This window comes from Paenibacillus sp. FSL H7-689 (genome assembly GCF_000517905.1).
GTDB classification, from domain to species: Bacteria; Bacillota; Bacilli; order Paenibacillales; family Paenibacillaceae; genus Paenibacillus; species Paenibacillus amylolyticus.
Map to the genome: position 1 here is coordinate 108,810 of NZ_ASPU01000014.1, position 14,311 is coordinate 123,120.

The 14,311-nt window shown below is 50.1% G+C and carries 9 protein-coding genes; all 9 read right to left on the reverse strand.

Annotated features, from left to right (window positions below):
- Nucleotides 1-678 precede the first annotated feature (678 nt).
- Nucleotides 679-3,198 carry an ATP-dependent helicase HrpB gene (gene hrpB / locus C170_RS10315; RefSeq protein ID WP_036609192.1) on the reverse strand — a complete coding sequence of 840 codons (2,520 nt, stop codon included), beginning with the start codon at nucleotides 3,196-3,198 and terminating at the stop codon, nucleotides 679-681.
- Between the two features lie 148 nt (nucleotides 3,199-3,346).
- On the reverse strand, nucleotides 3,347-4,153 hold the full coding sequence (locus tag C170_RS10320) for an SDR family oxidoreductase (protein WP_017689067.1): 807 nt from the start codon (nucleotides 4,151-4,153) through the stop codon (nucleotides 3,347-3,349).
- Nucleotides 4,154-4,342: 189 nt separating this feature from the next.
- Nucleotides 4,343-5,185: a protein phosphatase 2C domain-containing protein gene (locus C170_RS10325; protein WP_036609194.1), complete on the reverse strand. Its 843-nt coding sequence runs from the start codon at nucleotides 5,183-5,185 to the stop codon at nucleotides 4,343-4,345.
- Nucleotides 5,186-5,195: 10 nt separating this feature from the next.
- Nucleotides 5,196-5,948 carry a vWA domain-containing protein gene (locus tag C170_RS10330; RefSeq protein WP_017689069.1) on the reverse strand — a complete coding sequence of 251 codons (753 nt, stop codon included), beginning with the start codon at nucleotides 5,946-5,948 and terminating at the stop codon, nucleotides 5,196-5,198.
- Nucleotides 5,949-6,163: 215 nt separating this feature from the next.
- Complete coding sequence (locus tag C170_RS10335) at nucleotides 6,164-8,239, reverse strand: membrane protein (protein ID WP_036609196.1); 2,076 nt, start codon at nucleotides 8,237-8,239, stop codon at nucleotides 6,164-6,166.
- 158 nt (nucleotides 8,240-8,397) lie between these two features.
- Complete coding sequence (locus tag C170_RS10340; RefSeq protein ID WP_017689071.1) at nucleotides 8,398-8,673, reverse strand: WXG100 family type VII secretion target; 276 nt, start codon at nucleotides 8,671-8,673, stop codon at nucleotides 8,398-8,400.
- Nucleotides 8,674-8,859: 186 nt separating this feature from the next.
- Entirely contained in the window at nucleotides 8,860-9,408 is a 549-nt protein-coding gene (locus tag C170_RS10345) for a WXG100 family type VII secretion target (RefSeq protein ID WP_017689072.1), read from the reverse strand.
- 6 nt (nucleotides 9,409-9,414) lie between these two features.
- Nucleotides 9,415-10,245 carry a hypothetical protein gene (locus C170_RS10350; RefSeq protein ID WP_036609198.1) on the reverse strand — a complete coding sequence of 277 codons (831 nt, stop codon included), beginning with the start codon at nucleotides 10,243-10,245 and terminating at the stop codon, nucleotides 9,415-9,417.
- Nucleotides 10,246-10,261: 16 nt separating this feature from the next.
- A complete protein-coding gene (gene essC / locus C170_RS10355; RefSeq protein ID WP_036609200.1) occupies nucleotides 10,262-14,266 on the reverse strand; it encodes a type VII secretion protein EssC in 4,005 nt (1,334 codons plus the stop codon).
- Between the last annotated feature and the right edge of the window lie 45 nt (nucleotides 14,267-14,311).

Here is a 14,311-nt window from a genome sequence, read left to right on the forward strand (position 1 = left end):
CGTTGAAGGACGTGGGGTCCAAAACATCTTGAAGTCTAGGCTGGCTGACCTGGCGGATTGTCCCAGACAATTTTCTAAGGAACCGAGGACGTCTTATTTAGCCTTCGGGCCCTCCTTATATTTTGTAAGGAACATGAGACACGTTATTTACCAAAATCACCTGACAAACCCGTTGTAAATGGCTGGTTATTCAAATATAGCGTGTTTCAGATTCCTTAGGTTACTGTGGGCGCTTCAAATCGCTGAATAAGACGTCACAAGTTCGTTAGCGCTCCGCTCCATGGTTCTGCTCCATGTTCAGCTCCCTAGGCACGTGCAGTTACGCTTTGGCTTCGGCAGGTTTGAAGATACGCTCTGGGGTGTGCCTTCAACCTCTAAAGAAGCAGATTTTGCCGAATTCTCGTCCCATGCCGGAAGTTTTCGGCAGGCGTGTCGGGGCACGTCAAGGGAAAGTGACGCAGCATGGGACGAAAAGGCAAAGTGACGTAACATGGGGCGAAAAGATAGTAGAAGATGCACGTTAGCGAGTTTGGAGACACGTCCTGGTTAAAGGGTGATTCTTTAAGACAGAGAATGATTCGATCAGCTACAAAACTGACTGTTGTTCAGCAGAGTCTAACCCTGATACGCGCCCTTTGGGAACCAAATCGTTGATATTTGAAAAACGAAATAATTCATCTATTTGCCCCGTGGTTTGGCTCGATTTGTGGCGACCGCTTCAAGTGGATTATCCGGCCAGTAGTGCTTCGGATAACGACCTTTCAGATCTTTTTTGACGTCAAAGTACGTCTCTCGCCAGAAATTGGCCAAGTCTCGTGTAACCTGTACAGGTCGCTGAGCTGGCGATAACAAGTGGATGGTCAACGGGACTCGCCCACCCGCTATACGCGGTGTCTCCTGTTGTCCAAACATCTCCTGTAATCTTACTGCCAGCGCCGGGTCCTCTGGACGACTGTAGTCCACAGGAATACGTGAGCCACTGGGCACCTGTATATGCGTCGGCGCTTCATCGTCCAGTTGTTGTCGTTGCGCCCAGCTCAATCCACCCAGTAATACATCCTGCATTGACAATCTCTTCAGGTCGGCTGCCGATCGCATGCCTGTCAGATAAGGGGTAAGATGTTCTGCCAACTCTTCGGTCAGATCATCTTCGATCAGGTCAGGCCACTCAGGTAGATGGAGATGCAGGAACCGTAGCCTGTCCGCAAGTTGTTTGGACGTTTTTGTCCAGGGCAGACAATCCAGCCCTTCCATCCGTATCCCGTTTAACAGTGCTTCCAGCACCTGATCTTCAGGTGGCTGTGCAATACTGCTCTCTTTAATCACAAGGGCTCCAATCCGAAGTCTCTTATGTGCGCGCACGCTGCGGGTATTGGAATCCCAGGCGACTTGCACTTCATCGTGCAGCAAGTGCTGACCTACCTGCACCAATGTCTGCTCCTGCAACGGCGCAGCCAGCAGGATGCGCGCATCTGCGCCCTGGTCGTCTGCCTCGGCTGCGACCAGATACGCTGCACGGCTCAGCGATTCTGTCGCTGCGAGCCGTACGCCGCGGCCGCTGCTCAGCAGATAGCGGCCGTCCTCCCGGCGTTGCCCGATCCGGTCCGGATAGGCGAAGGACAGCAGCAATCCGCAGCTGTCCTCATCCGGCCTTACCGGATCGGCCGCCGGGCCGAGCGCCGAGCGCAGCTGGCGGCTCTCCTGGAGCATGCGCCGCACGGCCGCGCCGTCTGCGACAGCCGCTGCCGCTTGCGGCATACCGCTGCTGTCCGCGGTCAGCAGCGCCTCTACGCGCGGGCGGAGGTCCGTGCCCGCGCCTGCACTGCCACTGCTGCGGAGGCCGGCAGGCTCTTGCAGCAGTGCCGCCAGCATGCTGGCGTAGCTGGCCAGCCCAAGCTCCGCCGCGCGGAGCAGCATGCTGGCCAATCGCGGATGCACGCCAAGCGTGTTCATCCGCCGCCCGAAGGGCGTGATGCGGCCTGCGTCGTCCAGGCCGCCCAGCTGGCGCAGCAGCGCCTGTGCCTGGCCGTAGGCGGCGTCAGGCGGGGTGTCCAGCCATTGCAGCTCTGCTGGGGACTGGACACCCCAGACCGCAAGCTCCAGCGCCAGCGGCGCAAGATCCGCGGAGGTGATCTCCGGGCGAGCTGCCTCAGGCAGTCCCCCGTGAACCTCTTCGCTCCATAGCCGGTAACACACCCCCGGGGCAATTCGCCCTGCACGACCCCGCCGTTGATCGGCTGACGCCTTGGACACCGGCAGGGTGACAAGTCGGCTCATGCCCGTACGCGTCGAGAATGCCGATGCACGACTTAGCCCTGCATCCACCACAATCTTAACTCCAGCAAGTGTGAGACTGGATTCCGCAATGGAAGTGGACAGCACAACTTTGCGCGACCCCTCAGCCGCCGGCCGTATGGCCTCATCCTGTTGTTCCACCGGCATACTGCCATACAGGGAATGAACTTTCACATGTCCAGGAAGAGAAGCGTTTAATAACTCCCGCTCTGTACGGTGTATCTCTCTTGCGCCAGGAAGAAAAACAAGCACGTCCCCCTCCTGTTCGGCTAATGCCCTCGTCACCGTCTGAGCGGTGAATTGTTCCAGTGGCATGGCTGTTGGTCTCGGTACATATCGAGTTTCCACCGGAAACGTGCGTCCGGGACAGTGAATTGATTTTGTACCTTCGCCAAGCAATACACAGACGGGAACAGGATCAAGGGTCGCCGACATCACCAGCAATTTCAGATCTGGACGTAACATCGCTCGCGATTCCAATGCCAGAGCCAAGCCCAAGTCTCCGTGTAAGTGACGCTCATGGAATTCATCAAATATAATCATTGCCGTGTCCTCAAGACCCTGATCCTGCTGCAACATCCGGGTCAATACCCCTTCCGTCACAACTTCAATGCGTGTCGCCTGACTCACCCGGGTATCCATGCGTACACGATATCCTACAGTCTGACCCGCCTTTTCCCCTAGCGTAGCCGCCAGTCTCGATGCCGCTGAACGCGCGGCCAGCCTTCGGGGTTCCAGCATAATGATTTTCCGTCCCGCAACCCACGGCTCCTCCAGCAAAGCCAGCGGTACAACCGTCGTTTTTCCCGCTCCTGGCTCTGCAATTAACACACCTGTATCTTGATCCCGAAATAACTGTCTTAACTCAGGAATAATCTCTTGTATCGGTAACTCTATATGCATATAATCGCTCCTAATGAATGTACCCTACTGCTCTTCAGTATCTCTATTCGAATGTTAGCATTATAACAAAAAAAGCCGTTCCAGAGGAACGACTATCGCAGACACACCCTAAGACACACCTAAGTAGAAATGTATCCAGAATACTCACTTAGCTGAGCAATGACTCGGCACCGTCAATGACGATCTCTGCTCCGGTAATATGTCTGGATTCGGACGATGCGAGGAAACTTACCAGATCGGCAACATGTTCCGGTTGACCCGGCCCGTCCGCAAGTGGTTGCTGTCCTTCCGGGAACTCCATCGGAATAATGATCTGCTGTAGATCATCCGTTTTGACCGTACTTTGATCGATATTTGTCGCAATCGCTCCTGGGCAGATCACGTTTACACGTATCTTGAACTTCGCCAGCTCAAGCGCAGCCATCTTCGCAAAAGCAACCTGTCCTGCCTTGGACGTGCTGTACGCCGACATGCCAAAGCTTGAGAAGCGTTGATTGCCGTTGATGGAACTCGTAATGATAATACTGCCGCCACCCCGTTTTTTCACGTGAGGCAATGCATATTTAATCGTGAAAAACGTACCATTCAGGTTGGTCGTAATAATCTGTTGCCAATCTTCAACCTGAATTTCCTCAATGGGTGCCGATACACCGTTAATGCCCGCATTGGCAAAAACAATATCCAAACCGCCGAATAACTCAACGGTTTCCAGTACAGCCTTTTCCACACGTGCCGGGTCGGAAATGTCTACATCAAATGCTCTTGCCGCACCGGGGTGCAGCGCATTAATCTCTGCTTCCGTTTCCGAGATCCGATCATTCACCAGATCAAACAATGCAACATGTGCACCCTCTTTAGCCAGCTTGACCGCAGTGGCCTTCCCAATTCCGGAGCCTGCTCCGGTAATAATCGCAACCTTACCTTGGAACCGTGACTTGCCGTTATGTTGTGTCATTATCCATTCCACTCCTTCATTTTAGCAATTATGTAAGAATGTACGTTCATACTCATCGTGAAAGCCAATTCTTCACAAGATTACCCAAAAAGAGTGTCTTTTAAATCAACACCAACAAGTTTTTTCACAGTTGATCTTCGCCGCTGTCACAGCTTCATCCGGATAGATCCACAACTTGATATCCCGCACTCACCATTCCAGCTCAATGAAAGCGGCATCATCTTCAAGACCGCCGGTATGTGTCGCATCCAGCAATACCTGAATGTGTTCATCCGGGACATAGGCTTGAATGGCATCCAGATCGTTCAGTCCATCCGTATATAACTGAAGACGCAGTGAATCTCCTGCGGACCCTTTCATCTCGCAGATGTGCGGCTTACCACCAACTGGTCCTTCAAGTGTAGACCAACGCTCATTTGTCTTGCAGTGAGTCTGAAATAATTCAGACTGTTCCTGACCATTACGCCACAGGCGAATACGGGAATCTCCTTGCCATGCAAGCCATACCCGGCTTTTGCGGCCGCCTCCCGTGAGCTCGATCCGCCCACACACATACATGGCCTGACTGCCCCGACTTCGCTTTTCCATCAACACTTCACGCAGCAACAAAGGGGAACTTTCCAGTGGCTGTAATTTCTCCAATTGCTCCGATGCGGGAAGGGTAAGATCATGGAGAAGACGCTCAACACCCTCTACCGTTGTGTGTTGCGTCGTTTCCAACCAATCCAACAGAGCATTCCCTAGAAAACGCGCTGCAAAATCGCCCAGGTAACTCATGCCTACGCCATCACACAAAACAAAATTGCAGATATTCCCTTTCATACGTACCGCAGCAAAGTCCTGTCCGGTATCTCCCTGATGTACCGTCTCAGCCGCTCTGCCATAACCATATCTGCACTTGAATGTGCCTTGATAGCGAGTTAGCGGCTGTTCCCCGGTCTGTACACTCACATAGCGAAAGTTGCCATGCCGTTGCTCAGCATGGCCCCCCTTATCTCCAGCAGACAATGTTGCCAAACGCATCGCTCTCATGATTCCCCTCCTATCTCACAGGCGTAGCAGCGGACATCTGGAACCCGATTGATACCAATTCTGCACATGTACCTGGCAGCATCATGAGTGCACCGGGTGCAAGCAAATAATCAGCTTCAACAAGCATTTCCCGATAACTTTCGGGCAGAACGGATGACATATTCCGCAGCTTCTCTCCATGCTCATCCTGTAGATTCGTTTCCGAAGAGATTCCCTTCCATCTTCGAGGTTCAGCAATTGGCCCTTCCAGCAGATGATCCGATATAAAAATATTCTCGACCAACACATTGCCGTCCGGCACACTCATGCCCATGATTCTTTTGGCAATCGGCTCGGGATCTTCACCTGTAGCCACCCCGTCGGTCATGTGGCATACAAGTGGCGCAGGACAATCCTGCATATTCGGAATTTCGGCCTGTAGAATCTTTTCCGCCTGCAGGAAAGCCTTCGCAGAATCTGAAAACCGTCTCGGTGTCAGGTCAGGCAAAGAACCAACGGCAGCGATCTCGTCAATTCCTTTGATTCCGTTCAACAAGTCATATACATCATCGCTGTAAGCCAATATGGCTATACGATAGCGAGGTGTCAGACGATTTCCCTTGGTAGACCGAAACACCATTTGGCGGATCGCGAGAGATAAGGCATCATAGACGACATCAATCCGTCGACGATTTTCCAGAACCATATTCATGGAGGCGCTAATATCAATTAAATATATAATAAGTGCAGGTGTACGCTGTGATGCTTGAATCGTGTAGTTCATCTAGGGTGAGTCACCTCCATCATTCACATTAATTTACAAGGTTGTTCAAAAAGTCCGCTTTTGATTACGAAGGATGCCTTCAGGCATCATCAGCATCGAATATGAAATTCAGCCGAAATGTCCGTTGCTCACGTAGTTTTCCCTACGCTCCGCTACTCCATTTCTAGCTTCATCCCATCTTCTCGGTACTGAAAACCGTCCTTTTTGAACACGTACTATAAGTTGGGCAACTTGTAACTGTTGTTGCTCAGGAATTTGTTAATGGCACTCATTCGAGCGGCTACTTTGCCAACACCTTTGAAATAGGAAGCATCGGTATTGTAAAGATTTTTGAAATCACGGGCATATGCTTCCGCATTTTCAATTTTTCTGCCTTTTTGCGCGTTATACGTTTTATTGTAATGAGCAATCAGCGTGACCACATTCTGAGCACGTTTTTTCTTCAGAGCTGCTTTCTGAGCAATCTCCTGTTGACGTTTAACTTCAGCTGCCGCTTTACGCTCCGCTTCCTGTTTTGCAAGCTTGGCATCATTCTCTTTTTTCCAGACCAGATAAGCTTCATATTTCGCCTGTTTATCGTATTTTTCCTGCTCCGCTCTCTTAGCCGCTTCTTTCTTCTGCTGTTCCTGCTTCACCAGAAAGGCCTCATATTTCGCCTGTTTGTCGTACTTGGCCTGTAACGCCTTACGTTCTTCTTCTTTTTTCTTTGCTTCAGCTGCCTTCTGCTTGGCTTCAGCAAGTTTTTTCTTTTCCTCCGCGTCCAGTTTTGCAGCATCTGCGGCCTTTTGTTTCTCTTGTTCTTCCTGCTGTTTGAGCGCAGCTGCCTTTGCTGCTTCAGCCTCTTCCGTAGCTTTGATATCTGCCAGTCGTGTGGCTTCCTGCTGTTCTTTCTGTTTCACCTCTGCCTGATCGGCGAGTATTTTGACCGTTGGCACGCCACCTGCCAGCAATACAATAAGTACAGCGGAGGAAATCATGAACTTTTTGGATCTGTAGAATGGCACAGGTACAGGTTTGTCTGTGTCTTCTTTTGGATTAAGCTTTGCATCCAGTTCCTTAATTGCAGCCTCGACTTCCATCTGCATCGCGCTGTTATGAGGAATAAAATGATAAAGCGAGCGGTACACTTCCAGTGCTGCAGCCGGTTTATCTTCATCCTCCAGGGCTCTTGCTTGCAGGAACAGACGGTTCACAACCGCTTCCTGATCGGGAGAGTGCGGCGTTTGAGGACGGTTCCCGTCTTGCGTATTCACCGGTTCACTTACTGGTTCTGAGCTCTTTTTCAGATTCACATCAGCTTCGGACGAATTGGCAGCTTCTTCTTCCGCTGTCACAGCAGCCGCTGCATTGGCCTGATCCACGTCTACCGCAGCCAATGCAACATACCACTCACCAAACGTTGGACAACTGCTCAGATCGTGACTTTCCCAAGCTCGAATGAACAGATCGGACAGTTTGGAACCCCAACGCTTCTCAAGGGACTCCCGCATGGCATAATACCGTTCACTCACCGTTTGCATTTCATGCTGATCAAAATAACTTTCGCCCCACGCTTTCTCTACAATCACAGGGTCGGACCAACTTAACATTTCAGCAATGATAACCGCTCCGGCAAATCGGTCAGCATATGAACTCCACAAACCGCTGTGCACTGTTCGATGAGCTGCATAACCGGGTGAACCGGCAAGCAGGGCATCCGGACGATCCATCTTTGAACCGTACATCTGCTCGACATCCACAAGTTCTACCGCAGACATCTTCCCCAGGTTCTCCACTTCGGAAAAAAACGGAATCATTACATTGGGAGCGGACATATCGCAATGAGCCAGTCCACGTTGTTCCATAGCCGAACCTGTTCCAGCAAGCGCTCTAGCCAGCTTCAGGCTCTCCTCAGCCGTCAACTGTCTCTGATCACTGATCACATCGAACCAGGTCTGACCTTGCACCCATGGCATCAACACCGCATATAACAGATCGGGATGTTTTCCAATGAGCGCTCCGTTTCTTTCCGGAGTGAGCACATCACGCTTGCATACCTGCAAACCTGGCAGTTCACTATAAGACTCCATATGCTCAGACTGATATACCATAGCCGGAATACGGAATTTAGGAAAAAATACTTTTAGTGCTTTAGCCCCATGAATGGAACCATTTCGGGGTAACAACTGATAAACAATCCCCTGCCTCCCGGCTTGGGCATAAGCCAGACCCGGCGCAGCCGGATGTTGCCCAATCGTATAGGCAATGTCGTTAATCACCACTTCATCCCCGGGATTTGGTTGAAAAGACATGCTTATCCCTCTCTCTGTCCTAGTGTCATAGTTGCAACAAAAACCGGGTGTTGTGAAAACGCCCGGTTTTTGCTGTAGTTGTACATCTTCAGCTTGCTATCCACCTATAATTCAGGACGAATTCAGACTTCACATCGGCCTGATCTATGTAAAGCAGATTAACGAGCTTGGTCAGCTGTACGGAATTTGTTAGCAATAGCTGTAAGTTCAGCGCTGATACTGTTCAGCGTTTGAACGAATGATTGCATTTGTTTGCTAGCTTCTTGGAACTCTTGGAAGAAGCGTTGCTTTGTCATACCTTCCCATTGTCCTTCCATGCTTGTGATGGATTGAGTCAATGTAGATACGATTTGCTGACTTTGCTCACCGCTTTGTTTAAATTGGTTGGAAACCTGATCAAGCTGCTCTGGGGTAACTAAAATACGTCCTGCCATTTGTAAATTCCTCCTTGGTTTGTGCAATTAAATTTTTACTTGTTCAAATTGTACTATACCAGGATCGATCGGACAAAAGCCGAAGGACCTAATCCTATTTACCCCATTTTCAGCACTTGAAACTTCTCCTAACAGCCTATTTACAAAAAAATATTCACTTTCTGCTGTTACTTTTAATCACCCTGTTCAGGAAACAACAGGCTCGGTCCCTCTTCTTCCCCGAAAGGAAGGATCTGTGAATCTCCATGCTACAGGCTCAGGCTGCATAGCCTGCACCAGTGTAGCCGGGGAGCCATCAGGCGGAGCGGCATCCTGTACACGATATACGGCCGCCATTGCGGAAAGGGGATCGGATACTACAGCTACAGTTGCAGAATGTGCAGGCATGATTTCTCCTGTACGATTGTTCTGAAGAACATTCAGCATATTGACCGCATTACCATAGGCTGTGTTCACATGACTCAGCACGGAACGATACTCCATGTCTGCCTGCTGGAATAACAACGCTTTGCGTCCCAGCTGTACGCTTAAGTCCATTAATCGACGCAGCGCATCCTCGCCCAGTCGTTTACTGTGATTCCATTCATTCATCACCGCTGCGCGGGATTCAACCTCCCACTCCAGCGAATGAATCGCCTGATCCAACACTGTCATCTTTTGCTGTATTTGCTCCGCTGCATACTGAATCTGCTTGCTCAGTGCCCGAAGCACATCCGGTTCCACACGAATGCGCATTTACCATCACCTTTCCTCTTCCCCTGCAGGCTGTTTAAGCCAGTCCAGCAGCATCTCGTGAAACTGTTCTCTAGTCGTTAGTGCTGCAACAAGCCAATCATCTGAAGCCGCAGTGCTCATCCGGAACAACCAGTTGGATACCGCACTTGCAACAAATGCTGCCGACTGCGACTTCCACCCGTCTTCATTCCATACAAGCAACCTAAGCTCCCCGTCTGACTCCTTACCCACCAGACAGCGTGCCAGTGCAAGTGAGCCCTCAGGATCACTTGTCTCCTGTTCGAGTTCCGCTGCTACGGTCTGTACTCCGCTGTTTTCGAGCTCATTCATGACATCATAAAATTTTTTCTTGGAGCACATTAGGGCCGGTTTCTCCGCAGGAGAATGGCCGCTCCATTTCATCCGCTCTATCAGAACATCGATGGCTTCACGAACACTTCCCAGATCGCTGAGCCGGAACGAGTCCGGTACGTCGTCAACACGGGAAACTTCAACGACCCGCTCATCCGTGCAATGGATATAACTCTCATACGACTTGCCGTTGATCGTGTAGCGAATCCAACAAGCTCTGTCGGACAATCCGGCAATGGCTACCCTGGAGAAAACGGTCGGTGTCATGATCAGCTCATCGGTATCCTGATCCCGAATCAGATATCCTTTGTCAAGCAGGGAGGTTTTGACACGCTCCCACTCCATCGCGATATCCTCCGCCATATAGCCGCGAAACGGATCTTCCACACCAAGCAGTCGGTCTGAACCGAGAATACCAGCCAGGAAAAAAAGTTCCTTTGTTTGCAACGTGACTACCTTTTGCTTAGAATCATGAACCGTCAACATTATGAGCCACCTCCCCTCAAACTACAACATGCCATCGGTCACGAATTTCAGAAATCCAATCGGTCATTTTCCAGCTGTCATCACATGGAACTGCACCTTTAACCCTGGAATATTTACGTTTTACATAATAACCTTGACCCGGAGGCAGTACCTTCAGCCCACCTGAACTACCTCCAGATTCGGAATAAGGTATACGGAAGAACGAGAGATCGTTAGGGTCTAAAGTCCCGAACAGCATTCCACTCTGGGAAGCCTTCACATCCGTTACCCAGTCAGAACCAAAGGTTGGGAAGTCTGCCGGAACTCCGGATAGAATCACGTGTACACCGCGATCCCTTCCTTGACGAACAATCGCTCCCAATTGATCTTTCACATTAAAATCGTTTAGCTGCTTGGACAAGGTGTCCGCATCGTCGATGACGAGCACAAGTTCCGGTCCACCGGAAATCTCGCCTCTTTTCAGAACTTCATCGTACAACTGTTGAATGACAGGTGCAAGCTGTTCTTCTCGCGATACATGTCCACGGACATGGGGCAAACTGCTGATTTCCCCCAGCCCACCTGAGCCATAACGCATATCTACTGTGTATATTTGCACATCTTCCGGAGAAGCATGATAAGCCAGTGATAACATCCATGTCAATAAAAATGTCGTTTTGCCGCCTTCCATCGGACTCGTTACCATGAAATGCGGACCTTCACGCAGATTAAGCTCGAATGGTTCCAGATCATCCGTAAGCAATCCCACAGGGACAGTTACAGACGATGTATCCCAAGCCTGACCATATGATCCTGTCCGAATGAGCAGATCCTTCAGTTTGATCTCTTCCGGAAGTGGAGCAATCTGCGGCGCTTCTTCCCCTGTCCAGCCTTGGCGAATCTCAGCAATCGTACGGCGCAGTGCCGATGAACGCTTGCCCTCATCTGCCCCTGAAGAAGGTAATGCCGCCTGGAACATTAATGGAGGCACTTGCCCTTTGACCAGGCCTCTTCCTGGCGGAAGTTGGCTTGGTGCCTTGGAAGGTCTTCCCACGGCATAATAATAATCGCTTGGATCGGATAACTCAAATGAAACCGCATTGGGAATATTGCTTCTGAATTTTTCAAATACATCGGTTACCCGATTCGCAGTAAGCACAAAAGTGATACCCAAACTTCCGCCTTCACGCAGGATCGTCTCCAGAAGTTCATTTTCTTCCGGATAGGCATTGCGGAATGAAAGATAACCATCAATAACGACCACAACCTGCGGGACAGCCGCATGAGCTGTCCGGCGGTAGGCCGAAATCGTTTTAACCCCCGCCTCCGAGATGATATCTTTGCGTTGTGCTGACAGCTTGAGAATATAGCGGAATAACCGCTTGATCCGGTCTTCCTCTTCAGCCATCATCACGCCACCGATCTGAGGTAGTGTTGCAAAGTCCTTCATCATGCGACCCATATCGATAATGTAACCATGCCAGGGCTCAGTTCTGTGGGAACGGGCCAGAGACATAAGCAAGGTCTGAACAAATGTTGTTTTGCCCAGTCCTGGCATACCGTACACGACCAGATGGCCTTGATCCACAGGCAATGCGAGCGGTTGTTGGCGCTGATTAGGGAGATCATCCAGCAAACCAACCAGTGGTTTCAGACCACTCGCTCCGCCATCAAGCAGCAGATCCCGATTCTCTTCTTCCTGCCATTCCTGAAGACCTTCCCATTCCAGTGTCTCTGGTAAAGGTGGCAACCATGGTCCTGGCAAACGACGGATACCCGCATCCGCTGCAGACTGCGCAACATAATCAATAAATACCTGAAGCTGTTTCGGAACATCTTCACCTTTGAGAACGGCTCTGCGCTCTCCAGTTAACAGAGGCTCCCGCTTACCGTTCAGGCGCACTTCCATAACAGGCAATACCGTTGTTGAATCCTCCTGCTGGTTATACGGTGCACCACTCCAAGCGAATTGCATTTCTTCAAACACTTCATCACTACCAACCTGGAAATATCCACGACCAGGCTTTGTAATCCAGGCAGCATTTGGAATCTTGATCATATCCCTGCTATCTCCCTCACTCTGTACGCGAAGGCAGATCCGGAAGCGCGAATTACTCCATATTTTATCGTCCACAACACCGGCTGGCTTTTGGGTTGCCAGAATTAGATGAACCCCAAGTGTCCGGCCAATGGCCGCGATACTGATCAATTCATCCATGAACTCCGGCTGGTCCCGCTTCAATTGAGCAAACTCGTCAATGATAATAACCAGATGTGGAAGTGGCTGTTCATGTCTGGAACGCAGAATCTTGTAATATTCATCAATATGCTGGAGGTTTCCCGCATCATTTAATATTTTTTGCCTTCTGACCAGTTCGGCACGAAGTGAAATATTCGCCCGCTCGATCAAATTCCCATCCAGATTGGTGATTGTCCCTACCACATGAGGCAGATCAACAAATGTATTGGACATCCCGCCACCTTTATAGTCAATCAGCATGAAGGCCAGATCATGTGGATGGAATTCTGCAGCGAGTGAAGCTACGATGGACTGGATAACTTCACTTTTACCTGAACCAGTTGTACCTGCAATCAGACCATGGGGACCATGACCCTGACGTTCAATTTTGTCATGCAGGTTTATCGCAATTTTTTTGCCACCAGCGCGTACACCCATTGGTACAGGCAGCGTATCAGGATATCTCGTCTGTCCCCACCTGGACACCACATCCAGATCTTCCACGCGTGATGTACTCAGCATATCGAATAACGGAAGCACTTGCGGGATATCTGAAGCAGATGACCGCTTCAACCGGATCGGTGACATATAACGGGAAAGCGCCTCTGCCATCTCCTTCGAGATCACATCAGGCTTGTACGTTTGTTGAATAACATCCGCATCTTCCGTTTTTTTGATATACACCCCTTTGCCTTTGGAGGCATCCATGATCAACTGACAATGCATCGGTAGAGACTCCTTGCGATTAGCCAGTATGATGGTGCATACATCAATCTCGTGAGCCGACTCCAGCAGCAGCGGAAGCAACGGTTCTTCTTCAATTAATTGCGTATCGGAGAGAATTACAACGTAGCACGGCGTTTGTACGCTTTTCTTGTAGCGGTCTTCCTTATTGTTACGACGCCGATTCAACACGGAAAACAAGCTGTCCGCCAATTGATGCGCACCGCTGTGCCTGTCGGCCATATAGCGTTGTCCTTGGTCTTCATCCCAGATATGGGGCATCCAGCGAAGCCAGTCCCATTCCTTGCTGTCCTTTTCTTCATAGAAAGCAGCAAGCTTCAGTTCATCCGGGGAATGGCGTACCGTCAGTTGTGAGATGATGACTCGCAGGGAAGCAAGCACTTCCTCCCGATCACCGACAAGTCCCATAACCTTCGATTGGAACAAAGGCAATGTAATGGAAGCATCTGGTACCGTCTGGAATTCAGCCGCAAGTTCATGGGCCGCTTCAATCAGCTCATCCTTCTCGTAACCATCAATCCGCGGAACCTGAAGTTTGATTCGGAATGGAATCTCTCCCGTACCAATGCGCACCTGAAGGAAATCATCATCCTCTGGTGAACGCTCCCACAAGGAACTGTTCCGGTTCTTCACCACTTGAAGACACACACCCGGATCACCATGAATTTCGTACAGGCTCTTCACTTGCTCCGCCTGAGCTTCTTTCAGTTCTTCCCGGTGTTTGTCCAATTGGGCAAGATACATTATTTTTCGTTCTTCCAATTTTTTGCGATATGATTTCTTGTTGCTCAGATACACGAAGAATGGAATGGTGTAAGAAGTAAGCATCATCATGACCGTCATCATCTGAAACATCATATAATTGCTATTGCCCATTTTGCCGGTCATATTGATATATACGTAGAAACCAATGCTAACCATGGTCATCATGATCGGCACAATAATGGATATCATGGAAAACGTGGGTTTGCTCGGTTCTGTTGGAGGCCTGAGTATTTCGAGTCTCTCTTCCTTGAGAACCGGTGTCATTCTTGGAGAACGCTGATATAACACATTCACGAAGAGAAGACCTCCTTTAGTTCGTTCAATAATGAATGTATACGT

Bases quoted from the DNA above. Each gene is read 5' to 3' on its own strand.
- hrpB (WP_036609192.1), bottom strand. From the start codon at position 3,198: ATGCATATAGAGTTACCGATACAAGAGATTATTCCTGAGTTAAGACAG.
- C170_RS10335 (WP_036609196.1), bottom strand. From the start codon at position 8,239: ATGTCTTTTCAACCAAATCCCGGGGATGAAGTGGTGATTAACGACATT.
- C170_RS10320 (WP_017689067.1), bottom strand. From the start codon at position 4,153: ATGACACAACATAACGGCAAGTCACGGTTCCAAGGTAAGGTTGCGATT.
- C170_RS10325 (WP_036609194.1), bottom strand. From the start codon at position 5,185: ATGAGAGCGATGCGTTTGGCAACATTGTCTGCTGGAGATAAGGGGGGC.
- C170_RS10350 (WP_036609198.1), bottom strand. From the start codon at position 10,245: ATGTTGACGGTTCATGATTCTAAGCAAAAGGTAGTCACGTTGCAAACA.
- C170_RS10345 (WP_017689072.1), bottom strand. From the start codon at position 9,408: ATGCGCATTCGTGTGGAACCGGATGTGCTTCGGGCACTGAGCAAGCAG.
- C170_RS10340 (WP_017689071.1), bottom strand. From the start codon at position 8,673: ATGGCAGGACGTATTTTAGTTACCCCAGAGCAGCTTGATCAGGTTTCC.
- C170_RS10330 (WP_017689069.1), bottom strand. From the start codon at position 5,948: ATGAACTACACGATTCAAGCATCACAGCGTACACCTGCACTTATTATA.